Annotated in this window: 20 protein-coding genes; 10 read left to right on the top strand and 10 right to left on the bottom strand. The window is 65.2% G+C overall.

Annotation, left to right across the window (positions count from 1 at the left end):
• The first annotated feature begins 69 nt into the window (after positions 1-69).
• From BM154_RS21375 to BM154_RS21360, 4 genes are all read left to right on the top strand, one after another.
• Positions 70-1518, top strand: coding sequence for an aldehyde dehydrogenase (locus BM154_RS21375; protein WP_074889205.1), 1449 nt, complete (start codon positions 70-72; stop codon positions 1516-1518).
• Between the two features lie 111 nt (positions 1519-1629).
• Positions 1630-3486, top strand: a complete 1857-nt coding sequence (locus BM154_RS21370) for a feruloyl-CoA synthase (protein WP_074889202.1) — start codon at positions 1630-1632, stop codon at positions 3484-3486.
• Entirely contained in the window at positions 3483-4721 is a 1239-nt protein-coding gene (locus BM154_RS21365; protein WP_074889197.1) for a thiolase family protein, read from the top strand. Before BM154_RS21370 ends, BM154_RS21365 begins: the two co-directional genes overlap by 4 nt.
• 168 nt (positions 4722-4889) lie before the next feature.
• Entirely contained in the window at positions 4890-6629 is a 1740-nt protein-coding gene (locus BM154_RS21360) for an acyl-CoA dehydrogenase family protein (protein WP_074889192.1), read from the top strand.
• A 221-nt stretch (positions 6630-6850) separates the two neighbouring features.
• Here BM154_RS21360 and BM154_RS21355 read toward each other — a convergent pair whose 3' ends face one another.
• The 5 genes from BM154_RS21355 to BM154_RS21335 form a co-directional block, all read right to left on the bottom strand.
• Complete coding sequence (locus BM154_RS21355) at positions 6851-7309, bottom strand: MarR family winged helix-turn-helix transcriptional regulator (protein ID WP_074889270.1); 459 nt, start codon at positions 7307-7309, stop codon at positions 6851-6853.
• Between the two features lie 143 nt (positions 7310-7452).
• Positions 7453-7689: a ribosome modulation factor gene (gene rmf, locus BM154_RS21350; RefSeq protein WP_074889189.1), complete on the bottom strand. Its 237-nt coding sequence runs from the start codon at positions 7687-7689 to the stop codon at positions 7453-7455.
• Positions 7690-7818: 129 nt separating this feature from the next.
• Positions 7819-9399 (bottom strand): glutamate--cysteine ligase, encoded by a 1581-nt coding sequence (gshA, locus tag BM154_RS21345; RefSeq protein WP_074889186.1) that lies wholly within the window; start codon positions 9397-9399, stop codon positions 7819-7821.
• Positions 9400-9556: 157 nt separating this feature from the next.
• Complete coding sequence (locus BM154_RS21340) at positions 9557-9946, bottom strand: PaaI family thioesterase (protein ID WP_074889183.1); 390 nt, start codon at positions 9944-9946, stop codon at positions 9557-9559.
• A gap of 3 nt (positions 9947-9949) precedes the next feature.
• Positions 9950-12277, bottom strand: coding sequence for a Tex family protein (locus BM154_RS21335; RefSeq protein ID WP_074889180.1), 2328 nt, complete (start codon positions 12275-12277; stop codon positions 9950-9952).
• Positions 12278-12540: 263 nt separating this feature from the next.
• Here BM154_RS21335 and ompR point away from each other — a divergent pair, with 263 nt between their 5' ends.
• Positions 12541-13284, top strand: a complete 744-nt coding sequence (ompR, locus tag BM154_RS21330; RefSeq protein ID WP_074889177.1) for an osmolarity response regulator transcription factor OmpR — start codon at positions 12541-12543, stop codon at positions 13282-13284.
• 93 nt (positions 13285-13377) lie between these two features.
• On the top strand, positions 13378-14691 hold the full coding sequence (locus BM154_RS21325; RefSeq protein WP_074889175.1) for an ATP-binding protein: 1314 nt from the start codon (positions 13378-13380) through the stop codon (positions 14689-14691).
• Between the two features lie 136 nt (positions 14692-14827).
• On the opposite strand, the gene BM154_RS21320 is transcribed toward BM154_RS21325, so the two are convergent.
• From BM154_RS21320 to rimA, 4 genes are all read right to left on the bottom strand, one after another.
• Positions 14828-15724: a S66 peptidase family protein gene (locus tag BM154_RS21320; RefSeq protein WP_074889172.1), complete on the bottom strand. Its 897-nt coding sequence runs from the start codon at positions 15722-15724 to the stop codon at positions 14828-14830.
• Complete coding sequence (gene rimK, locus BM154_RS21315; RefSeq protein ID WP_074889170.1) at positions 15721-16626, bottom strand: 30S ribosomal protein S6--L-glutamate ligase; 906 nt, start codon at positions 16624-16626, stop codon at positions 15721-15723. The genes BM154_RS21320 and rimK overlap by 4 nt, the downstream gene beginning before the upstream one ends.
• Complete coding sequence (gene rimB, locus BM154_RS21310; protein ID WP_074889167.1) at positions 16623-17090, bottom strand: retropepsin-like aspartic endopeptidase RimB; 468 nt, start codon at positions 17088-17090, stop codon at positions 16623-16625. Before rimB ends, rimK begins: the two co-directional genes overlap by 4 nt.
• A 73-nt stretch (positions 17091-17163) precedes the next feature.
• Positions 17164-17955 carry a S6 modification regulatory phosphodiesterase RimA gene (gene rimA / locus BM154_RS21305; protein WP_074889164.1) on the bottom strand — a complete coding sequence of 264 codons (792 nt, stop codon included), beginning with the start codon at positions 17953-17955 and terminating at the stop codon, positions 17164-17166.
• A 78-nt stretch (positions 17956-18033) separates the two neighbouring features.
• Here rimA and BM154_RS21300 point away from each other — a divergent pair, with 78 nt between their 5' ends.
• Positions 18034-18459, top strand: coding sequence for an RNA-binding S4 domain-containing protein (locus BM154_RS21300; RefSeq protein ID WP_074889162.1), 426 nt, complete (start codon positions 18034-18036; stop codon positions 18457-18459).
• 26 nt (positions 18460-18485) lie between these two features.
• Here BM154_RS21300 and BM154_RS21295 read toward each other — a convergent pair whose 3' ends face one another.
• Complete coding sequence (locus BM154_RS21295; RefSeq protein ID WP_074889159.1) at positions 18486-19277, bottom strand: phosphatase PAP2 family protein; 792 nt, start codon at positions 19275-19277, stop codon at positions 18486-18488.
• A gap of 215 nt (positions 19278-19492) precedes the next feature.
• On the opposite strand from BM154_RS21295, the gene hslO reads away from it, so the two are divergent.
• The 3 genes from hslO to BM154_RS21280 all read left to right on the top strand — a co-directional run bounded on the left by hslO (position 19493) and on the right by BM154_RS21280 (position 24155).
• Complete coding sequence (gene hslO, locus BM154_RS21290) at positions 19493-20380, top strand: Hsp33 family molecular chaperone HslO (RefSeq protein WP_074889156.1); 888 nt, start codon at positions 19493-19495, stop codon at positions 20378-20380.
• 154 nt (positions 20381-20534) lie between these two features.
• Positions 20535-22076 (top strand): phosphoenolpyruvate carboxykinase, encoded by a 1542-nt coding sequence (locus BM154_RS21285; protein WP_074889152.1) that lies wholly within the window; start codon positions 20535-20537, stop codon positions 22074-22076.
• A 153-nt stretch (positions 22077-22229) separates the two neighbouring features.
• Positions 22230-24155, top strand: a complete 1926-nt coding sequence (locus tag BM154_RS21280) for a RecQ family ATP-dependent DNA helicase (RefSeq protein ID WP_074889149.1) — start codon at positions 22230-22232, stop codon at positions 24153-24155.
• Positions 24156-24185 lie beyond the last annotated feature (30 nt).

The following is a 24185-nucleotide window of genomic DNA, read 5'->3' as shown; positions in this document are numbered from 1 at the left end:
CCTTGTGTTGCGCGGTGGCCGTCAGGGCGCCGCGAGCGTTCCCTACAAAGACAACAATGAGGAATCATCATGCTGGACGTGCCCCTGCTGATCGGTGGCCAGTCGTGCCCCGCCCGTGATGGACGAACCTTCGAACGCCACAACCCGGTAACCGGTGAAGTGGTCTCCCGGGTCGCCGCCGCTACCGTGGAAGATGCCGATGCGGCAGTCGCAGCCGCCCAGGCCGCGTTTCCGACCTGGGCTGCGCTGGCGCCCAACGAGCGGCGTACACGCCTGCTCAAGGCGGCCGAGCAGATGCAGGCGCGCGCTGGTGAGTTCATCGCCGCGGCCGGGGAAACCGGGGCGATGGCCAACTGGTACGGTTTCAACGTGCACCTGGCGGGCAACATGCTGCGCGAGGCGGCGTCGCTGACCACCCAGATCCATGGCGAGGTGATTCCTTCCGACGTGCCCGGCAGTTTTGCCATGGCGCTGCGTCAGCCCTGCGGTGTGGTGCTCGGTATCGCGCCATGGAACGCCCCGGTGATTCTCGCCACCCGCGCCATCGCCATGCCGCTGGCCTGTGGCAATACCGTGGTGCTCAAGGCCTCCGAGCTCAGCCCCGCCGTGCATCGGCTGATCGGCCAGGTGTTGCAGGATGCCGGCCTGGGTGACGGTGTAGTCAACGTGATCAGTAACGCGCCCGCCGATGCCGCGGTGATCGTCGAGCGGCTGATCGCCAATCCGGCGGTACGGCGGGTCAACTTCACCGGCTCGACCAAGGTCGGGCGCATCGTTGGCGAACTGTCGGCGCGGCATCTCAAGCCAGCGCTGCTGGAACTCGGTGGCAAGGCGCCGTTGCTGGTGCTCGATGATGCCGATCTGGACGCCGCCGTCGAGGCTGCGGCATTCGGCGCCTACTTCAATCAGGGGCAGATCTGCATGTCCACCGAGCGCCTGGTGGTCGACAGCAAGGTCGCCGATGCTTTCGTCGCCAAGCTGGCCGCCAAGGTGGCTACCCTGCGCGCCGGTAACCCGGCCAGCAACGAGTCGGTGCTCGGTTCGCTGGTCGACGTGTCGGCCGGCGAGCGCATCAAGGCGCTGGTCGATGATGCCGTTGGCAAGGGCGCGAAGTTGATCGCTGGCGGCCAGGTGGAGGGCAGCATCATGCAGGCGACGCTGCTCGACCACGTCACCCCAGCGATGCGTCTGTATGCCGAGGAGTCCTTCGGGCCGGTCGCCGTGGTGCTGCGCGGCAACGGTGACGAGGAGCTGCTGCGCCTGGCCAACGACTCCGAATTCGGCCTGTCGTCGGCGATCTTCAGTCGCGATACCACCCGCGCGCTGGCCCTGGCGCAGCGCGTCGAGTCGGGCATCTGCCATATCAACGGGCCGACCGTGCACGACGAGGCGCAGATGCCCTTCGGCGGCGTCAAGGCCAGTGGTTACGGCAGCTTTGGCGGCAAGTCGGCCATCGAGCAGTTCACCCAGTTGCGCTGGGTGACCCTGCAGAACGGCCCGCGGCATTACCCTATCTAGTCAAACCATTGCTGCATTCCTGCGTGTGCCGGTCGCCTCTTGCGAGGGGCGATTACGGCGCCTCGACAAGAACAATAGTGGCGACCCGAGTCGCCCGCGTGGAGAAGCAAAGTGAACTCCGATACCGGACCGCGTTATCGCCAGGTGTCCATCGGCCGCCCGGCCGTGGAGGTCAGCGAACGTCAGGGCGTTTTGCACATGCGCTCGCTGGAACCACTGGCCCCCTTGCCCGAGCGCTTGCTCGACCGCCTGGTGCACTGGGCCGAAGTGCGCGGGCAGCAAACCTTTCTGGCCGTGCGCGACGAGAACGGCGAGTGGCAGCACACCAGTTATGCGGGGATGCTCGACGCGGTGCGGGCCATCGCGCAAAGCCTGCTCGGCTTCGGCCTGAGCGCCGAGCGGCCCCTGGCGATTCTTTCTGGCAACGGCTTGCAGCACCTGCAGATGGCCCTTGGCGCCATGTATGCCGGCATTCCCTATTGCCCGGTGTCGCCAGCCTATTCGCTGCTCTCCCAGGATCACGCCAAGCTGCGCCATGTCTGCGACTTGCTGCAGCCGGGCCTGCTGTTCGTCGATAACGCCGCGCCCTACCAGCGCGCCATCGACGCGGTGATGGCCGCCGATGTGCCGGTGATCACCGTGCACGGTGAGGTGGCGGGCCGACCCAACATCGATTTCGCCAGCCTGCTGGCCAAGCCCGGCGGCGCCGAGGCCGATGCTGCCTTCGCCGCCACCGGCCCCGATACCATCGCCAAGTTCCTGTTCACCTCCGGCTCGACCAAGCTGCCCAAGGCGGTGGTCACCACCCAGCGCATGCTCTGCGCCAACCAGCAGATGCTGCTGCAGACCTTCCCGGTGTTCGGTGAGGAGCCGCCGGTGCTGGTCGACTGGCTGCCGTGGAACCACACCTTTGGTGGCAGCCACAACCTGGGCATCGTGCTGTACAACGGCGGCACCTTCTATCTCGACGACGGCAAGCCGACGCCCCAGGGCATGGCCGAAACCCTGCGCAACCTGCGCGAGATCTCGCCGACCGCCTACCTGACCGTGCCCAAGGGCTGGGAAGAGCTGGTCAACGCCCTGGAGCAGGACGCGGGGCTGCGCGAGCGCTTCTTCGCGCGCATCAAGCTGTTCTTCTTCGCCGCTGCCGGACTGTCGCAAAGTACCTGGGATCGCCTCGATCGCATCGCCGAGCAGCATTGCGGCGAGCGCATCCGGATGATGGCCGGGCTGGGCATGACCGAGGCGTCGCCGTCCTGCACCTTCACCACCGGGCCGCTGTCCATGGCCGGCTACGTCGGCCTGCCGGCGCCGGGTTGCGAAGTACGCCTGGTGCCGGTCGACGGCAAGTTGGAAGGGCGCTTTCGCGGGCCGCACATCATGCCGGGCTACTGGCGTGCCGAGCAGCAGACCGCCGAGGTGTTCGACGAGGACGGTTTCTACTGCTCCGGTGACGCGCTCAAGTTGGCCGACCCGACCGACCCGCAACTGGGCCTGATGTTCGATGGGCGCATCGCCGAGGACTTCAAGCTGTCGTCCGGGGTGTTCGTCAGCGTCGGCCCGCTGCGCAATCGCGCCGTGCTCGAAGGCTCGCCCTACGTGCAGGACGTGGTGGTCGCCGCGCCGGATCGCGAATGCCTGGGGTTGCTGGTATTTCCGCGCCTCTATGAATGCCGGCAACTGGCCGGCCTGGCGGCGGACGCCAGTGACGCCGAGGTGCTGGCCAGCGCCGCGGTCCGTGGCTGGTTCGCCGATTGGCTGCAGCGCCTCAACCGCGAAGCTACCGGCAATGCCACACGGCTGGAATGGATCGCCCTGATGAGCCAGGCGCCGTCCATCGACCGTGGCGAGATCACCGACAAGGGCTCGATCAACCAGCGTGCCGTGCTGCAATGGCGCGCCGAGCAGGTCGAAGCGCTGTACCGCGGCCGTGACGTGTCGATCCTGCGCGCCGAGTCGCGGCCGTGAGCAGCGGCCAGTTCAGTGCATTCGAGGAGGTGGCGATCATCGAGGCGCTGCGCACGCCCTGGAGCGACCTGAACGGGCCGCTGGCCCAGGTTTCGCCCATCGACCTGGGCATCAAGGTCGGCCGCGCTGTGCTGGCCCGCGCCGGCCTCGATCCGGCAGCGGTGGACGGCGTGTTCGCTGGCTCCATGGCCCAGGCCAGTTTTGACGCTTATATGCTGCCGCGGCATATCGGCCTGTACAGCGGCGTGCCGCAGCAGGTGCCGGCGCTGGCGGTACAGCGCATCTGTGGCACCGGCCTGGAGTTGCTGCGCCAAGGGGCCATGCATCTGCAGTCTGGCGGGCAACTGGCGCTGTGCGTGGGCAGCGAGTCGATGTCGCGCAACCCGATTGCCGCCTATGAGCACCGGGCGGGCTTTCGTCTCGGCGCGTCGGTCGGTTTCAAGGATTTTCTCTGGGAAGCGCTGTTCGATCCGGCGCCGGGTGTGGACATGATCGACACCGCCGAGCGCCTGGCCGTTGAATACGGCATTAGTCGCGAGCAGGTGGATGCCTACGCGTTGGGCAGCCATCAGCGTGCATTGCAGGCTCGCGATAGCGGCTGGCTGGGCGAGGAGATCGTCGCGGTCGGCAACGAGCGCTTCGAACTGGATGGCTATCAGGCGCGCGGTATCCAGTTGCCCAGGCGGGTTGTCGAAGTGGCGCAGGATAGTCATCCACGACCCACCGATGCCGAGGCGCTGGCGCGGTTGAGCGCCATTCACCCTGGCGGCGTGCAGACCGCCGGCAACAGCTGCGCGGTGGTCGATGGTGCGGCGGCGGCACTGGTCGGTAGCGCCTCCGACTCCTCGAAGCCGCCTCTGGCGCTGTTGCGTGCCTCCAGCGTGGTTGGTGTGGCGCCGGAGATCATGGGCATCGGCCCGGCACCGGCCATCGAGTTGCTGCTGCAGCGCAGCGGCCTGGGGCTGGACGACATCGGTCTGTTGGAAATCAACGAAGCCCAGGGCGCCCAGGTGCTGGCGGTCAGTCAGGCGTTGGGGCTGGATCCGGCGCGCCTGAATCAGCGCGGCGGCTCCATCGCCCTTGGCCACCCATTGGCGGCTACCGGCCTGCGCCTGGTGATGACCCTGGCGCGGCAGCTGCGCGACGCCAAGCTGCGTTACGGCATCGCCGCTGCCTGCATCGGTGGCGGGCAGGGCATGGCGATGCTGATCGAGAATCCGGGCTACCAGGCCTGAGTTTTGCTCTACAGGGCACCTCTAAAAACGTAGGCGAGGCAGCCAGCGCAAGGCAAAAGCAGGCGAAAAAGCGCAGTTTACGAGCTGTAAATGAGCATTTTGAGCCTGTTTTAACGCCGCGATGGCAACGCAGGTAGTTTTTAGAGGTGCCCTACAGGGAGGTTGACCATGTGGCAATACAAGGCGCCGTTGCGCGATATGCGTTTCGTCCTCGAGCACTGGCTGCAGGCGCCTGCGGCCTGGGCTGAGCTGCCGGCCTTTGCCGAGGTCGACCTGCCGCTGGCCTTGCAGGTACTGGAAGAGGCTGCGCGCTTCAGTTCCGCAGTGCTGGCGCCACTGAATGCCAGCGGAGATCGACAAGGCTGCAGCTGGCAAGAAGGCGAAGTCAGCACGCCCGAGGGCTTTGCTGCCGCTTACCGAGCCTATGTGGAAGGCGGCTGGTCCGCGCTGGCCTGCGATCCCGCCCATGGCGGCCAGGGCCTGCCGCAACTGTTGGATGCGGCGCTGCAGGAAATGCTCTACGCCAGCAACCATGCCTGGGCGATGTACACCGGCATCGCCCACGGTGCCTACCTGTGTCTTGATGTCCACGCCCCGCAGTCGCTCAAGGAGCGCTACTTGCCGGCCATCGTCAGCGGGGAGAGCCTGCCGACCATGTGCCTCACCGAACCTCAGGCCGGCAGCGATGTGGGGCTGCTGCGCTGTCGCGCAGAGCCTCAGGATGACGGCGGTTATCGTCTTACCGGCAGCAAGCTGTTCATCTCCGGCGGCGAGCACGACCTCACCGCAGACATTCTGCACCTGGTACTGGCGCGCCTGCCGGATGCGCCGTCGGGTACCCGCGGCATCTCGCTGTTTCTGGTGCCCAAGCGGCTGGATGACGGCACGCGTAACGCCGTGCGCTGCGACGGCATCGAACACAAGATGGGCATCAAGGGCAGCGCCACCTGCTCGCTGAGTTTCGACGGTGCTCAAGGTTGGCTGATCGGCGAGCCGAATTGTGGCCTCGCGGCGCTGTTCGTGATGATGAACTCGGCGCGCCTGCACGTTGGTTTGCAGGGCCTCGGGCATGCCGAGGCGGCCTGGCAGAATGCCCTGGATTACGCCCGGGAGCGCCGGCAGATGCGTGCGCCAGGCCGACCGGAAGGCGTTGCTGCAGCGCCTGCCGACCCCATCCATTACCACCCGGCCATGCGTCTGGCGCTGCTGCGCCTGCGCGCCGTCAGCCAGGGGCTGCGGGTGGTCGGTTACTGGGGCGCGCACCTGCTCGATCAGGCCGAGCATGCCAGCAGTGAACCGGCCCGCCAGCAGGCCACTCGCCTGGCCGGGCTGCTGACGCCAGTGATCAAGGCGTTCTTCACCGACCAGGGTTTTCACTTGGCCAGCGAGGCGCTGCAGGTGTTTGGCGGCTACGGCTACATTGGCGAGTACGGCATCGAGCAAACCCTGCGCGACAGCCGTATCGCCATGATCTACGAGGGCAGCAACGAGATTCAGGCCAACGATCTGCTATTGCGCAAGGTGCTGGGCGATGGTGGCATGGCGTTGGAGGAGCTGCTGGCGTTGTTCGAGCAGGAGGCGGCGGCGGGCGGCGAGCATGCCGACCCGCTAAGTGCGCTATCCGCGAATTTGCGTGTCTTGGTGAAAGGCATCCTCAAGCAAACCGAGGGCGACGCCGAATACCCGTACCGGATTGCCAGCGATTTTCTGCACCTGCTCGGCTGGGCGCTGCTGGCCTATGCTTGGGCGCGTTCCGCACGCGTGGCGGCGCCGCTGCTGGCCGGAGATCCCTGGTATCAGGAGAAGCTCGATAGCGCAGCGTTCTTCTTCAGCTATCTGTCGCCCGAGATCGACTTGCGCATCGCCCGTATCGATGCAGCCCGGGCGCCGTTGGGATTTCTGACATGACAGGCGCTCTGCCCGTCAATGTTTGGCGTGCAGAGAACTGGCAGAAATGTGGCGGAAGCGGCCGATGTGCAAAGTTGTGGGAGAGGCTTTAGCCTCGAGTTCTTTGCGCCTAGGCAGGCACATCGGGGCTAAAGCCCCTCCACAAAAGCAGCCGCTTCCGATGTCTGCTTCTGCCTTTTGGCGGCCTACCAGGCCACTCCCGCCGCCTCTCACAAGGCATCTTACCGATTGACCTTATGCAGCAACCGCAGCAACTGCGCGCGTTCATCTTCGTCGAGGGCGGCGGTGGCCGCTTCGTCGCTGGCCACGGCGATGGCCTTGAGCTGGCCCAGCAGGGCAGTGCCCGCCTTGGTCAGAAACACGCCGTAGGCGCGTTTGTCCTGCACACCGCGAACGCGCTGGGCGAGGCCTCGGCTCTCCAGCTTGTTGAGCAGCGGTACCAGTTGCGGTGGCTCGATGGCCAACTGGCGCGCCAGGTCGGCCTGCATCAGCCCAGGCTCGTTGTCGATGATCACCATGGCGGTGAACTGCGCTGGGCGCAGGTCGTGCTCGGTCAGGTTGCCGACCAGATGCTGGAACACCTTCAGCTGGGCGCGGCGCAGCGCATAGCCCACCAGGGTGTCCAGCCAGCTGTCAGGCAGCGCGTCGCCTGCGGGGTTGGCCTGGGGCGAGGTGTCCATCTGGCTGGAGGCATTGCTCATGGCTGGGCTTCTTCAGTTAAGCGAGTTAAGCATTTTTGCACGCTGGGGCGGCAACTGACCAGAGCGTGGAACGCTTGCTACAGCGGCCAACGACAGGAGGGCGTCGGGCCGGGCGCGTTGGCTCAGGCGCGTTTCTTGACGCCAGGTGTGGCGCCCGGCGAGCGGTTGAGCTTTTCCGCGCTGAGCCGGCGCTGGCCTTCGCCGTCGACCCAGCCGGCTTCCCAGGCGGCAGCAGGCATGCTGTCGGCGAAGGGCAGGATGTCGGAAGGGTGGCCGGCCAGGCCTGCCATATAGCCCTGCTGGTAGGCCTTGGTCAGGCTTTCCAGGCTCCAGTGCTGCGTGTTGTCACGGTGGCTCATGAGAGAGGTTCGCAAAGAGTGCTTGCAAACCATGCTAGCCAAATCCGCTCGGCTGAACCGGGCCACCTGTCCCGGATTTATGACCATTGAGTTTTTTTGTGACGCAGTCGTCGCAGGCCGAGCAAGCTTTCACACGGCCAGGGCAAGGATGCTGGCCTGATAGGCGGCGGCAAAGCTGTCGAAGTCGCCTTCTTCATGAGCTTCTAGTTCGGCCTGGTCCTGCAGCGATTGCTGGGCGTTTTGCTCGAACTCGGACTGCTGCTCGGCGCTCAGCGGCTGGCTGCGGAAGTGCTCGGCGTGGCGCTTGCTCTGGCGCAGGGAAAATGCCGCGAAGGTTTCGCCTTTCTGCAGTTCGGCCAGCACCTGGGCCGAGGGCGTCAGGCTGGCATCGTCGATTTTCGCACGCTGGGCCCGCAGGGCGCTGGCGTGCTCGTCATGGCCCTGGCCGGCATCGAGCAGTTTGGCGATGGCTTCGATGCCGTCGAGCAGTTCGTGGGCCCAGGTCTGCAGCACCACCGGTACGCCCTGGCGAGACAGGTGCAGGCCCGGGCGACGACCTTCCTTGACCACCTTGAGGAAGTTGTCCGAGCAGCTGCCGCATTCACCATTGCTCAGCTGCGGGCTGTCCTGCAGGGCGCAGTAGAGCAGGAAGGCGTCGAGGAAGCGCGATTCGGCGAGGTCGATGCCCATCGGCAGGAACGGGTTGATGTCCAGGCAGCGCGCCTCGACGTACTGCACGCCTCGGGCCATCAGCGCCTGGATCGGCCGCTCGCCGCTGTAGGTCACGCGTTTGGGGCGGATGTTGGAGTAGTACTCGTTTTCGATCTGCAGCACGTTGGTATTGAGCTGCAGCCACTCGCCGTCCTTCTTGGTGCCGATATTCACGTAGGGCGGGTAGGGCGTGCCGACCGCCTGGCGCAGGCTGTCGGTGTAGCTGGCCAGGTCGTTGTAGCAAGGTGTCAGCCCGGCCTGGGCTTCGCTCTGGTAACCCAGGTCGCTCATGCGCAGGCTGGTGGCGTAGGACAGGTACAGGGTGTCGGCGTCCAACTCCTGGAGCTGGTGCGGGCGGCCACGCATGAAGTTCTTGTCCAGCGCCGGCGAGGCGCCGAACAGGTACATCAGCAGCCAGCTGTAGCGGCGGAAGTTGCGGATCAGCGCGATGTAGCGCGATGACTGATAGTCGCGGGCACTGCGCCCGTCGCCTTCGGCCTGCTGCAGCACCGCCCACAGCTGCTCGGGCAGGGAGAAGTTGTAATGAATGCCGGCGATGCACTGCATGGTCTTGCCGTAGCGCAGGGCCAGGCCCTTGCGGTACACGTACTTGAGCTGGCCGATATGCGAGCTGCCATAGCGGGCGATCGGAATGGTCTGTTCATCCGGCAGCGGGCCGGGCATCGACGGGCTCCACAGGTACTCGCCGTCGAGCTTGCTGTACACGAAGCGGTGGATGCGATCGAGCTCGGCCAGGGTGTCGCCCGGATCGACCGCGGTGGTGGTGATGAACTCGAGCAGGGATTCGGAATAGTCCGTGGTGATCTGCCCGTTGGTCAGCGCCGAGCCCAGCGCGGCGGGATGCCCGCTCAGAGCCAGCTGGCCGCTTTCATCGACACGCAGGCATTCGCGCTCGATGCCGTGCAGGCACTGGGAGAGCAGGGACAGGTTGGCATGCTCGCCGAGCAGGGCCAGACGGCGGGAGAACAGGTCGCTCAAGATTGCATTCCTTCACGCAGCGGTCGCCCCAATATGGGGGTGGACGCTGGACTCTACAAGGGGCGAATTGCTGACGTTGGTCGTCTGGCGAAAGGGATGTACGTTTTAGCGACACGCGCAGGCAGCTTTCAGGGCTCTGCTGCGCGTGACGTGGGCCTCAGAGGCAGGCGAAGGTGGCCTGGGCCTTGGCGACCAGCTTGTCGTGCTGGTGCACTTCGGCTTCGATCACCTGGGTGCGGCGGCCGGCGTGGATGACCCAGGCGCGGCAGCTCAGGTCGCCTTCGGTGACGCCGCGGATGTAGTTGACCTTGCACTCCAGGGTCACGCTGCTCGGCTCGCCGTCAGTTAGGCTGTGGCTGGCCTGGCCCATGGCGGTGTCGATCAGCGAGAACAACGCGCCGCCGTGCAGCTTGCCGTGCAGGTTACGCAGGCCGTCGTGCATGCTCAGGGCGATGATCGCCTCGCCGGCCTCGGCCTTGACGATCCTGAGGCCGAGCAGACGCCCGAAGGCGCTGCTCTTGCCGATTTCATCCGCGGATTGGCTCATCGCTTACTTCCTCAACTGCTTGGCGTTGGCGAACAGCGCAGCCATGGCGGCATTGGCCGGAGCCGGTTTGTCCTGGCCGGAATGGCGCTCGCTGCGTGGTGCCTGGCCGCCCTTGCCACCGCCCTGACGGGCGCCGCCACGTGGGCCGTCGACTTTCTCGCCGGGCGTGTCGCTCATGCGCATCGACAGGGCGATGCGGTTGCGCGGGATGTCCACTTCCATGACCTTGACCTTGACCACGTCGCCGGCCTTGACCGCTTCGTGCGGGTCCTTGATGAATTTCTCCGACAGCGCCGAGATATGCACCAGGCCGTCCTGGTGTACGCCGATGTCGACGAAGGCGCCGAAGTTGGTCACGTTGGTGACCACGCCTTCGAGGATCATCCCCAGTTCGAGGTCTTTCAGGGTTTCCACGCCTTCCTGGAACTCGGCGGTCTTGAACTCGGGGCGTGGGTCGCGGCCGGGTTTTTCCAGCTCGCTGAGGATGTCGCTGACGGTCACCTGGCCGAAGGTCTCGTCGGTGAATTTCTTCGGATCCAGGCGCTTGAGGAAGCCCGCATCGCCGATCAGCGAGCGGATATCGCGGCCGGTGTCGGCGGCGATGCGCTGCACCAGCGGGTAGGTTTCCGGGTGAACCGCGGAGGCGTCCAGCGGGTTGTCGCCATTCATCACGCGCAGGAAGCCGGCAGCCTGTTCGAAGGTCTTGTCGCCCAGGCGCGGGACTTTCTTCAGGGCGTCACGGGTCTTGAACGCGCCGTGGGCATCACGGTGAGCGACGATGTTCTGTGCCAGGGTGGCGTTGAGGCCGGAAATACGCGCCAGCAGGGCGCTGGAGGCGGTGTTGACGTCCACGCCCACGGCGTTCACGCAGTCTTCCACCACGGCGTCCAGGCTGCGCGCCAGCTTGAGCTGGGACACGTCATGCTGGTACTGGCCGACGCCAATGGATTTCGGGTCGATCTTCACCAGCTCGGCCAGTGGATCCTGCAGGCGGCGAGCGATGGATACGGCGCCGCGCAGCGATACGTCCAGATCCGGGAATTCCTTGGCGGCCAGCTCCGAGGCCGAATACACCGAGGCGCCGGCTTCGCTGACCATGATCTTGGTCATTTTCAGGCCCGGGTACTTCTTGATCAGCTCGATGGCCAGCTTGTCGGTCTCGCGGCTGGCGGTGCCGTTGCCGATGGCGATCAGGTCGACGCCGTGCTTGGCGCACAGCTTGGCCAGTACGTTGAGGGTACCGTCCCAGTCGTTGCGTGGCGCGTGCGGGTACACGGTAGCGGTGTCCAGCAGCTTGCCGGTGGCGTCGACCACCGCCACCTTGCAGCCGGTGCGCAGGCCTGGGTCGAGGCCCAGGGTCGCGCGCGGGCCGGCAGGCGCGGCGAGCAGCAGGTCGTGCAGGTTGCGGGCGAACACGCTGATCGCTTCGTCTTCGGCGGCTTCGCGCAGTTCGCCGAGCAGGTCGGTTTCCAGGTGGGTGTAGAGCTTGACCTTCCAGGTCCAGCGCACCACTTCGCCCAGCCATTTGTCCGCGGCGCGGCCCTGGTTGGCGATGCCGAAACGTTCGGCGATCATGCCCTCGCAGGGATGCAGGGTGCCGGGCAGCTCCTCACCGACCTTGAGGCTGGCCGTGAGGATGCCCTCGTTGCGACCCCGGAAGATCGCCAGGGCGCGGTGCGACGGCGCGCCCTTGAGCTTCTCGTCATGCTCGAAGTAGTCGCGGAACTTGGCGCCTTCGTTTTCCTTGCCGGCGATGACCCGGGCGCTCAGGGTGGCGTTGTCCTTGAGGTAGCCGCGCAGGCTGCTGAGTAGGCTGGCGTCCTCGGCGAAGCGCTCCATGAGGATGTACTTGGCGCCTTCGAGCACTGCCTTGGTGTCGGCGAAGCCCTTCTCGGCATCGATAAAGCTTGCCGCTTCGCTCTCCGGGGTCAGGCTCGGATCATTGAACAGCGCGTCGGCCAGTTCGCCGAGGCCGGCTTCCAGGGCAATCTGGCCCTTGGTGCGGCGCTTCTGCTTGTAAGGCAAGTAGAGGTCTTCGAGGCGCGTCTTGGTGTCGGCGAGGTTGATTTCGCGGGCCAGCTCCGGAGTCAGCTTGCCCTGTTCCTCGATGCTGGCCAGGATGCTGGCGCGGCGGTCATCGAGTTCGCGCAGGTAGCGCAAGCGCTCCTCCAGGTTGCGCAGCTGGGTATCGTCGAGGCTGCCGGTGACTTCCTTGCGATAACGGGCGATGAACGGCACGGTGGAGCCTTCATCCAGCAGTTGCACGGCGGCGGCGACCTGTTGCGGGCGTACGCCCAGTTCTTCGGCGATACGGTTGTTGATGCTGAGCATAGAAAGAAGAATCCACCTTGAAACGACTAGAACCGGCCTCGCTCAGGATGGCCGGATGATAAAGCGGCGCATTATAGCCACGCCCGCAATGCCTCAGGCACTCGCGGTCGGCGGCTGTCAGACCATGAATCGGCATGAAGTGCGCCAATGTCTGCGAAAAATCTGCTAACAATGGACAATACGTGGTCTACACGGCCTCTGAGCCATAATGCCGCCGTTCAGCCGGGCGCATCGCGTCACGGACTCTCGGTCAAGGAGCCTCTATGAGCAGCACTGCAGTACAACCGGTCGAAGGCGAGAAGATCCTGATTGTCGATGACGACGCCCGTCTGCGTCGCTTGCTCGAGCGTTTCTTCGACGAGCAGGGCTATCGTGTGCGCGCAGTGGAAAACGTCGAGCAGATGGACCGCCTGCTGTCGCGCGAGCTGTTCAACCTGGTGGTGCTCGACCTGATGCTGCCCGGCGAAGACGGCATGAGCGCCTGCCGTCGCCTGCGCGCCGCCAACAATCAGGTGCCGATCATCATGCTCACCGCCAAGGGCGACGAAGGCAGCCGTATCCAGGGTCTGGAAATCGGCGCCGACGATTACCTGGCCAAACCCTTCAACCCCCGCGAACTGCTGGCCCGCATCAAGGCCGTGCTGCGCCGCCAGGCGCCGGTGGTACCGGGTGCGCCGGGCAGCGAGGATGAGAGCGTCACCTTCGGTGATTACGAGCTTTCCCTGGCTACCCGCGAATTGAAAAAGGGCGACGAGGTGCACATGCTCACCACCGGTGAGTTCGCCGTGCTCAAGGCGCTGGTGCAGCATGCCCGCGAGCCGCTGACCCGCGACAAGCTGATGAACCTGGCCCGCGGCCGTGAGTGGGATGCCCTGGAGCGCTCAATCGACGTGCAGATTTCCCGCCTGCGCCGCCTGATCGAGCCGGATCCGTCCAAGCCGCGCTACATTCAGACCGTCTGGGGCGTGGGCTATGTATTCGTGCCGGACGGCAACAAAAAAGATTAAAGCGGATACCCAGCGCAAGAGGGCTGGCGATCGACGCCAGCCCTCTTGCGTTCAGCCTCCCGCCTTCAGCGTTCTGCCCCGGCTCCTGTCCTTATGAAAGCTCCACTCTGGTTCCCGCAAAGCTTCTTCTCGCGCACCCTCTGGCTGGTGCTGATCGTCGTGCTGTTCTCCAAGGCGCTGACCCTCGTCTACCTGATGATGAACGAGGACGTGCTGGTGGATCGCCAATACAGCCACGGCGCCGCACTGACCCTGCGCGCCTACTGGGCGGCGGACCCCGAGGATCGCGCCAATGTCGCCGAGGCCGCCGGCCTCAAGCGGGTGACCCGCGCAGAAGTACCGGCCAGCGAGGAACACTGGCCGTACAGCGAAATCTTCCAGCGGCAGATGCAGTCCGAGCTGGGCCCTGACACCGAGACCCGGGTGCGGGCCAAGAGCCCGCCAGCACTCTGGGTGCATGCGCCGACCCTGGGCGAGGATTGGGTTCGCGTACCGCTGTACCCGCACCCGCTGCGTGGCCAGCGTATCTGGAGTGTGCTGGGCTGGTTCCTCGGCATTGGCCTGCTGTCCACGGCGGCGGCATGGATCTTCGTGCGCCAGCTCAGCGCCCCGCTCAAGCGCTTGGTGATCGCCGCCCGGCAGTTCGGCCAGGGGCGTAGCGTGCGGCTGCCGGTAGGCGATACACCGAACGAAATGGCCGAGGTGTACCGTGCGTTCAACCAGATGGCCGAGGACGTCGAGCAGGCCGGGCGCGAGCGCGAGCTGATGCTGGCGGGGGTGTCCCACGACCTGCGCACGCCGCTGACACGCTTGCGGCTGTCGCTGGAGTTTCTCGACCACGACTCGGAGCTGACCGACGACATGGTGCGCGACATCGAGGACATGGACGCCATCCTCGACCAGTTCCTGGCCTTTATCCGCGATGGTCGGGACGAGCCCGTCGAAGAGCTGGTGCTGCCCGAGCTGATTCGCGAGGTGGTCGCGCCTTACAACCAGAAGCAGGAGCAGGTGCGCCTGTTCCTCGAGCCGGTGCCGGCGTTTCCGCTGCGCCGGGTGTCGATCAAGCGGCTGATCGTCAACCTGATCGAGAACGCCCTGCGTTATGGCGGCAGCCCGGTGGAAATCGTACTGTCGGTGGCCGACGACCACAGCGCACCCTACGTGGTGCTCAGCGTGATGGACCGCGGCGCGGGCATCGACCCGAGCGAGCTGAGCAGTATCGTCAACCCCTTTATCCGCGGTGACAGTGCCCGGGGTGGCAAGGGGGCCGGGTTGGGCCTGGCCATCGTCAAGCGCATCGCCGCGCTGCATGGCGGCAGCGTGGAGTTGCGCAACCGCACCGGTGGCGGCCTGGAAGCACGTATCTGCCTGCCTCTGGGGCTATTGTTGCCGCGTGATGCGGCCTGATGCCCTGCTAGTCGGTTTGCGCGCTGCAGGCACCTCCAGCCTGCTGATGGCCAGGGCCTGCTGCTCCGCAGGCCGGTGCTCAAGGCGGATTTTCTGAAGCGAATGGGCCGGCCACCTCAGGCCCATTCCCGAGGCATCACCAGCTCAGTGTAGCGCCCTGCAGGCGCGCCTTGCGGCCGTAAGGCCAGGCGAAGTTGGCGTCGCCGTGGCCGCTGGGCAGCTCGCCGTACAGCGGGATGTCGAACGGCGCCAGGTACTCGCCGATGATTTCCTCGATGCTGTGCTGTACGCCGCGCCGCGGGCAGTCGGTAAAGCTGCCCAGGCATACCGCGGCCGGGCGGCGCTCGGCGAAGCTTTCGAACAGCTGCCAGAAGCTGCGCTCCAGGCGGTAGTAGGGCTCGCCGACGTCTTCGAGAATCAGGATGGCCTGGTCCGGCAACTGCATGCCGGCGACCGTGCCGCAGCCGCTGGCCAGGGCCGTGAGGTTGCCGCCAACCAGCTGCCCCTCTATGGCGGACTGCGGGCCGCTGAGGTGGCGTACCGGCAGTGAATGGCTGCGGCCCTGCAGCAGATCCCACAGCGAGCGCATCGACGCCAGCCGCTCACGCTGCCCGGCTGGCGCGGCCAACGCCTGCAGGCCGAGCGCGGTGGCGACCGGGCCATGGATGCCGGGCAGCTCATGGCGGGCGAAGGCGTCGAGCAGCACTGACAGATCCGAGTAGCCGATCAGCGGCCGTGGGCTGGCGCGCTGCAGCAGCGCCCAGTCGACGCCCGGCAGCAGTTGTGCGCTGCCATAGCCGCCGCGCAGGCACCAGACGGCGTCGATGTCCGGCAGGCTGAAGGCCTCGTGCAGGTCGTCCAGACGCTGCGCCGGCGTGCCCGCCAGGTAGCGATGGCGGGCGCGCACGTGGCGGCCCAGGTGGTAGTCGATGCCCTGTACGTCGAGCTGCGCCAGAGTGGCGTCGAAGATCTCGTCGGCGATCGCCGATGCCGGCGCGATCAGGGCCACGCGGCCCGTGAAGGCTGTACTCATCCTTTGCCCTTGGTGCGTGTCAGGTTGGGGCCGCCGTTCTTTTCCAGGTAGCCGATGATCATCCCGGCGACATCCTTGCCGGTAGTCACCTCGATGCCTTCCAGGCCCGGCGAGGAGTTCACTTCCATCACCAGCGGGCCGTGGTTGGAACGCAGGATGTCGACGCCGGCCACCGACAGGCCCATGACCTTGGCTGCGCGAATGGCGGTCATGCGCTCTTCGGGGGTGATCTTGATCAGGCTGGCGGTGCCGCCGCGGTGCAGGTTGGAGCGAAATTCACCGGGCTTGGCCTGGCGCTTCATCGCCGCGATGACCTTGTCGCCGACCACGAAGCAGCGGATGTCGGCGCCGCCGGCTTCCTTGATGTATTCCTGCACCATGATGTTCTGCTTGAGGCCCATGAACGCCTCGATCACCGATTCGGCGGCCTTTTCGGTCTCGCACAGCACCACGCCGATTCCCTGGGTGCCCTCGAGCACCTTGATCACCAACGGTGCACCGTTGACCATCTGGATCAGGTCGGGAATATCGTCCGGGGAATGGGCAAAGCCGGTCACCGGCAGGCCGACGCCACGCCGCGACAGCAACTGCAGCGAGCGCAGCTTGTCACGGGAGCGGGCGATGGCCACCGACTCGTTGAGCGGCACCACGCCCATCATCTCGAACTGGCGCAGCACCGCGCAGCCATAGAAGGTCACCGAGGCACCGATGCGCGGGATCACCGCGTCGAAGCCTTCCAGCGGCTTGCCGCGGTAGTGGATCTGCGGCTTGTGGCTGGCGATGTTCATGTAGGCGCGCAGGGTGTCGATCACCACCATTTCATGGCCGCGCTGCTGCCCGGCTTCGACCAGGCGACGCGTGGAATACAGGCGCGGATTGCGCGACAGCACAGCGATTTTCATTGGTCACCGGTCGGGTCGGGAAGCACGGGTTTGTCTTGTACGTAAGTAAGCGCCGGGTTGACCACCAATTGGCCATCCACCAGCGCCTTGGAACCGAGCAGCATGCGATAACGCATGGTCTTGCGGCTGGCCAGGGTGAATTCCACCGGCCACTGCAGGTCGCCGAGCATCAGGCTGGTGCGGATCACGTAGCGGCTCTGGGCCTGGCCATTGGAACTCTTGATGGTTTTCAAGGCGACCAGACGCGCCTCGCAGCGGTGACGACGCTGCACCTGGGTACCGATATAGGCGGTAAAGCGCACCCAGCGTTCGCCATCGCGCTCGAACGGCTGAATATCGCTGGCGTGCAGGCTCGAAGTGCTGGCGCCCGTGTCGATCTTGGCGCGCAGACCGACGATGCCCAGTTCCGGCAGGTTCACCCACTCGCGCAGGCCGATCACGTTGAGGTGGTCGAATGTCTTCAAGAACGCGTTCCGTCTCTACAAGGGGCCAACGTCAGAGGCGCATGGTACTGAAATCCGCTGCGCTGCACCGCTGTCAGTGGGTTACCGTGGCTGACGCCCACGCCGTTTCGGCGATCGCCGGTAACCCTCGGAACATCGGCTTGGCAAACAGGTAACCCTGCATCAGATCGATGCCGCTGGCGGCGAGGAAGTCGCGTTCGCCCGGCGTTTCGATCCCTTCGGCGATCACCGTTACACCCAGATCGTTACAAATGTTGAGGATGCCGCGCACGATGGCCTGCCGCGCCTTGTCTCGGTCGACGTCACGGATCAGCGCCATGTCCAGTTTGATCAGGTCGGGCTGGAAGTCGGCCAACAGGGTGAGGCCCGAGTGGCCAGCACCGAAGTCGTCGATGGCGGTCTTGAAGCCGAACTCCTGGTACTGGCGCAGAATGTTGGTCAGGTGCTTGCTGTCGGCCATGTGGTCGCTTTCCAGGGTCTCGAAAATCAACCGGTCGAGCGGGAAGTCATGCTGGCGCGCCGCTTCCAGGGTGCTGCGGATGCACAGCTCGGGGCGGTACACGGCATTGGGCAGGAAGTTGATCGACAGGTGGCTGGACACGCCCAGCTGTTTGGCTTCGGCTATCGCCTGGGTGCGGCAGCGTTGGTCGAAACGGTAGCGGTTGTCGTCGTTGACGCGCTCGAGCACCGACAGTGCACCTTCACCTGCCGGCCCGCGCACCAGCGCCTCGTGGGCGAACACCTGGCGGCTGCGAATGTCGATGATCGGCTGGAAGGCGAAATGAAAGTCGAAATCCAGCTCCGGGCTGCCCTGGCAGCCACGGCATTTTTCGGGATGGACAAGATCGCTGGGAAAGTGGGTCACCGCTGCTCCAGAATGAGGATCGCTCGGGCTTGCATGCATCGGACAATGCGCACAGGCTGGAGTGTGGAAAGAATTGCAATGAGTGAGGTAAGGGTGGCAAAGCAGGATGCCGATGACAAGGTTCGCTTGGATAAATGGCTGTGGGCCGCACGCTTCTATAAAACCCGGGCGCTGGCCAAGGCGGCGATCGAAGGCGGCAAGGTGCATTGTCGCGGTGAGCGCTGCAAGCCGGGCAAGGAGCCGAAGGTGGGCGAAGAGTACGTGATTCGTACTGGTTTCGATGAACGAACCGTGGTGGTGCAGGCGCTATCGGTGGTGCGTCGCGGGGCGCCCGAGGCACAGACCCTATACGCCGAGACCGGCGAGAGTATCGTGCGCCGCGAGAAGGCGGCCGAGCAGCGCAAGGCTGGTGCCCTGGGCGTGCAGACCGAGGGGCGGCCGAGCAAGAAGCAGCGCCGGCAGCTGTTCTACCTGCGCGGCGGTTCCGGGGAGTGGGTGGAGTAGGGTGGCCTGCTCTGCGCGCGCAGTGATCAGCGCCCGCTGACCACCGCGAAGGCGCCGATCACCGGCAGCCGTGCCAGGGGTCGCATCAACGGCGCAGTGGCACGCTCGATAGCCGCGCTGGCGCGGTAGGCCAGCGGCGTGTAGCAACTCCAGGCGATGCCCAGCACGCTGAGCAGCACGCCGCCGACCAGGGCGTCCGCGCCCCAATGGGCGCCAGCGACCAGGCGCGGCAGCATGCCGACCACCGCCACCGTCCACACCAGCAGGCGCCGCCAGCCGCTGACGAAGAAGCTGCAGAACATTGCCCAGATCATCAGTACCGAGGCGTGGTCGCCTGGGAAGCTGCGGCTGGCGCTGTCCTTGAGATCCCAGCGTTCTTCCCAGGCCGGGAACATCTCGGTCAACCGTGCGCTGCCGTCAATCTGCAGTGAAGGACTGGCATGCTGCCAGCCCATGTACTCGACCAGGTCGGAAAAGCCCACGCGCATCAGCAGCATGACGATCAGCGCGACCAGAAACGCATACAGCCCGGTGCGTACTTGGTTGGCCGGGAAGATCAGGCCGGCGCGCAGCATGATCGCCAGCATCACCACACCGACGCCCGCGTCCACCGGGCGCATGCTGCCGATGGCCCAGATATGCGCCCACAGGCCGGCGGCATGTACGGGATCGTTGAGCAGATGGAACAGCCACACATCGAACTGGTTCCAGTACAGGCGGGTGACCGGCCACAACCAGCTGGCGAACAGCAGGGCGATGAGCAGATGGCTGATGATGAGCGCGCGAGGGCGCCATTGGGCGTTGAGAGCGAGATGCATGGCGAGGGCTTTCGAGGAAAACCGCCAATTCTAGGCAGCCTGGGCACCTGGCTGGCGTGTTTCCCGGCTTTGTTCAGCCGGCGTTCAGGCAGCGGCGCCTTGGCCGTTCTTCGCATTCAACTTGGTCGACGCCGTGTTTGCGCCTAAAATTGCCGGCCCCCCGGTCCAGGGGTGCGCTCCTGGTCCGTCTTGCATCCATCAGCAGGCGAGCCGTTATGTCCGACTTCACCCAACGCTTTATTTTCGACGACACCGATGTGCGCGGTGAGCTGGTCGGGCTGTCCGGCAGCTATCAGCAGGTGCTGGCCAAGCACGACTACCCGCGCCCGGTGGCGCAACTGCTGGGCGAGCTGCTGGCTGCTGCCTCCCTGCTGGTCGGCACCCTGAAGTTCGACGGCCTGCTGGTGCTGCAGGTGCGCTCCGAGGGCCCGGTGCCGTTGTTGATGGTGGAGTGTTCCAGCGAAGGCGACGTGCGCGGCATCGCCCGTTTCGAGGCCGAACGCATCGCCGAGGGCGACGGATTGCCGCAGCTGATGCCCGAAGGCGTGCTGGCGATGACCGTCGACCCTAAACAGGGCCAGCGCTACCAGGGCATCGTTTCGCTGGACGGCGACACCCTGGCCGATTGCCTGAGCAACTACTTCGCCACGTCCGAGCAGCTGGCCACGCGTTTCTGGCTGTGCGCCGATGGTCTGCGTGCCCGCGGCTTGCTGCTCCAGCAACTGCCAGCCGATCGCCTGCCCGACGACGACGAGCGCGCCGCCAGCTGGGAGCACCTGGTGACCCTGGCCAACACCCTGCAGAACGAGGAATTGCTGGGCCTGGACAACGAAACCGTGCTGCATCGCCTGTATCACCAGGAGACGGTTCGCCTGTTCGAGCCGCGGGCCATTCGCTTCCGTTGTAGCTGCTCGCGTGAACGCTCGGCCAAAGCGCTGGTCAGTTTAGGGCGTGCCGATGCCGAGCTGCTGGTCAGCGAGCATAACGGCCGCGTGGAAATCGACTGTCAGTTCTGCAACGAACGCTATGGCTTCGATGCTGCCGATATCGCTCAGCTGTTCGCCGGCGGTGGCAGTCAGCAGCCCTCCGACACCCGTCACTGAGGGCTGTCAACAACGCGCAGGCTGTTCTGAATCGGGGGCTGCACCCGTAGCCCGCTTTTCTGGCATAATCCGCGCACTTTTTTAGCTGTAGCCCTGCTCCGCGCAGGGCTACAAACGTTTGGAAGACTCGGCCGTTCGGCCGACGGGGACTCACATGACGCAAGCCAACAACGCTGTGTACACCGACATCAGCACTGCCCAACTGGTCGAAGAAGCCCTTCGTCGCGGTGAAGGCGAACTGGCGTCCACCGGTGCTCTGGTTGTACGCACCGGCCACCGTACCGGGCGTTCTCCGGTCGACCGCTTCATCGTCGACGAGCCGAGCACCTCGGCCGATATCGGCTGGGGCCCGATCAACCGCAAGTTTCCAGCCGACAAGTTCGATGCCCTGTGGGATCGCGTACAAGCCTTCTCCGATGCCCAGGACAGCTTCGTTTCCCACGTTCATGTAGGTTCCGCCGAAGCGCACTACCTGCCGGTCAAGATGACCACTGCCACCGCCTGGCAGAACCTGTTCGGCCGTCAGCTGTTCATCGAGCCGGCCCAGTACAACCCGTCCGGCAAGCAGGAGTGGCAGGTTCTCAACGTCGCCAACTTCGAGTGCGTACCGGAGCGTGACGGCACCAACTCCGATGGCTGCGTGATCATCAACTTCGCCCAGAAGAAGGTGCTGATCGCCGGCATGCGTTACGCCGGTGAAATGAAGAAAGCCATGTTCAGCGTGCAGAACTTCCTGCTGCCGGCCGCCGACGTGCTGCCGATGCACTGCGCGGCCAACATCGGTGAAGAAGGCGACGTGACCCTGTTCTTCGGTCTGTCCGGCACCGGCAAGACCACCCTGTCCGCCGATGAAAGCCGTTACCTGATCGGTGACGACGAGCACGGCTGGGGCACTGGCGTGGTGTTCAACATCGAGGGCGGTTGCTATGCCAAGTGCATCGACCTCTCCGAGAAGAACGAGCCGGTGATCTGGAAAGCCATCAAGTTCGGCACGGTGCTGGAGAACGTGGTGCTCGACGAGCAGCGCAAGCCGGATTACAGCGACGACAGCCTGACCCAGAACAGCCGCGCTGCCTACCCGCTGGAGTTCGTCGAGAAGCGCAGCGAGAAGAACCTGGGTGGCGAGCCGAACGCGGTGATCTTCCTGACCTGCGACCTGACTGGCGTACTGCCGCCGGTGTCGATCCTCAACGAAGAGCAGGCGGCCTACCACTTCCTGTCCGGCTACACCGCCCTGGTCGGTTCCACCGAAATGGGTTCGGGTCCCGGCATCAAGTCGACCTTCTCCACCTGCTTCGGCGCTCCCTTCTTCCCGCGCCCGGCCGGCGTCTACGCCGAGCTGCTGATCAAGCGCATCCAGGCCTTCGGCTCCAAGGTCTATCTGGTCAACACCGGCTGGACCGGTGGCGGCTACGGCGTCGGCAAGCGCTTCAACATCCCGACCACCCGTGGCGTGATCGCCGCGATCCAGAGCGGCGCGCTGATCGGTACCGAAACCGAGCACCTGCCGATCATCAACCTGGACGTGCCGAAAGCCGTTCCGGGCGTCGAGACCAACCTGCTCAACCCGCGCAACACCTGGGCTGACAAGAACGCCTACGACGAGGCCGCCAAAGGCCTGGCCAAGCTGTTCATCGACAACTTCACCAAGTTCGAAGTGAGCGATGCCATCAAGAGCGCCGGCCCGCAGCTGTAAGCTGACCTGTGCTTGCTGACAGAGCCGCCTTCGGGCGGCTTTGTCATTTATGGTGCAACACTTCTCGCAGTCCCCGGGTGGCTGTGCGCTGTGAAATGCATGCCACACAGGTTACGGTTATTGGCCATTCAGCGGTCAACGGAGTGACAGCTCATGTCTACCCTCAAACGTGTCTTCGGTTTCGATCAACTGCGCCCCGGCCAGGAAAGGGTGATCAGCGCCGTGCTCGGCGGCCGCTCGGCGGCGGCGATCTTTCCCACCGGCTCGGGCAAATCCCTGTGCTACCAGCTGCCGGCCCTGCATCTGCCGCACCTGACGGTGGTGGTCTCGCCGCTATTGGCGCTGATGCAGGACCAGCTGGCTTTTCTGCACCGCCACGGCATCAGCGCGGCCAGCATCGATTCGGCCCAGAGCCGCGAGCAGATCAACGAAACCATGGCCAAGGCCAAGTCCGGCGAGCTGAAGATCCTGATGATTTCCGTCGAGCGCCTAAAGAACGAGCGCTTTCGCAACTTCATCGGTGAAGTGCCGATTTCCCTGCTGGTGGTCGACGAAGCCCACTGCATCTCCGAGTGGGGCCACAACTTCCGTCCGGACTACCTGAAGCTGCCGGACTATCAGCGCCAGTTCGGCATCTCTCAGGTGCTGCTGCTCACCGCCACGGCAACGCCGCCGGTGATCGCCGACATGCAGAAGAAATTCGCCATCGCCGCCGAGGATGTGGTCACCACCGGCTTTTACCGGCCCAATCTCAATCTGCTGGTCGAGCCCGTAGCGGGGCGCGACAAGCAGCGGCGTCTCGAACAGTGGCTGGGTGCCAAGCAGGGCGAGGCGAGCATCGTCTACGTGACCCAGCAGAAGACCGCCGAGCAGGTCGCCGAACAACTGAGCCAGCGGGGCCTGTCCGTCAGTGCCTACCATGCCGGTATGGGCCATGAGATGCGCGAGGCGATCCAGCGTAGTTTCATGGCCGGCGAGCTGAGCTGCATCGTCGCCACCATCGCCTTCGGCATGGGCATCGACAAGCGCGACATCCGCAACGTGGTGCATTTCGATCTGCCCAAGTCGGTGGAAAACTACAGCCAGGAGATCGGTCGTGCCGGCCGCGACGGCGAGGCTTCCGACTGCCTGGTGCAGGCCAATCGCGACAGCCTCAACGTGCTGGAAAACTTCGTGTACGGCGACACGCCGGAGCTGGGCGGTATCGTCCGGGTGCTCGAGGAGATTCGCGGCAACAGCCAGGGCGGGCAGTGGGAAATGACCATCAATGCGCTGAGCGATCACAGCAACATCCGCCAATTGCCGCTCAAGACCCTGCTGGTGCAGCTGGAGCTGCGCGGCATCATCGCGCCGCGCTACGCCTACTTCGCCGAATATCGCTTCAAGTACCTAGTCGAGCCGGACGCCTTGCTGGCGCGCTTCGAGGGTGAGCGGCGGCAGTTCGTCGACGCCATCTTCAATGCGTCCACCCGGGCCCGCACCTGGTGCACCGTGGATTTCGACGCGCTCTATGGCCAGCATCAGGCCCAGCGTGCGCGGGTGGTCAAGGCGCTGGACTATCTGCAGGAGCGCGGCTGGATCGAGCTGGAAAGCAAGCAGATGACCGATGTCTACGCCGTGCTGCAGGCGGACTTCGACGTGCACTTGCTGGCCGGCGAGCTGCATGCCTATTTCGTGGCCCAGGAGGGCAGCGAGATCCGGCGGATCCAGGCCATGCTCGCGCTGTTCGCCAGCGAGGAGTGCCTGAGCCATCGTCTGGCCCGCTACTTCGGTGACGAGCAGGCGCCATCGCACTGTGGGCATTGCTCGGTGTGCCGTGGCCAGATCGCCCATCTGCCCGAGCCGCCACAACTGCCGCCCCTGGCAGAGCGCGATCGCGACGGTCTGTGCGCGCCGTTCATCGCTGCCCATCAGGCCGCGCGAAACGGCGAGTTGCCGGGTAACGAGTGCCTGGCGCGCTTTCTCTGCGGTCTCAGCGCACCGCTGTTCACCCGCCTCAAGGCCCGGCAGATAAGGGGCTTTGCGGCGCTGGAGGCCTATCCCTATGGTGAGGTTGGGGCCTGGCTGGCCGACGCCTGACAGGCCGCTGCCGGGGTAGGCGTGGTGCCG

Source organism: Phytopseudomonas argentinensis (assembly GCF_900113905.1).
GTDB lineage: Bacteria > Pseudomonadota > Gammaproteobacteria > Pseudomonadales > Pseudomonadaceae > Aquipseudomonas > Aquipseudomonas argentinensis.
Note: the sequence above shows the minus strand (reverse complement) of the source record. Positions and strands in the feature narration are given on the sequence as shown.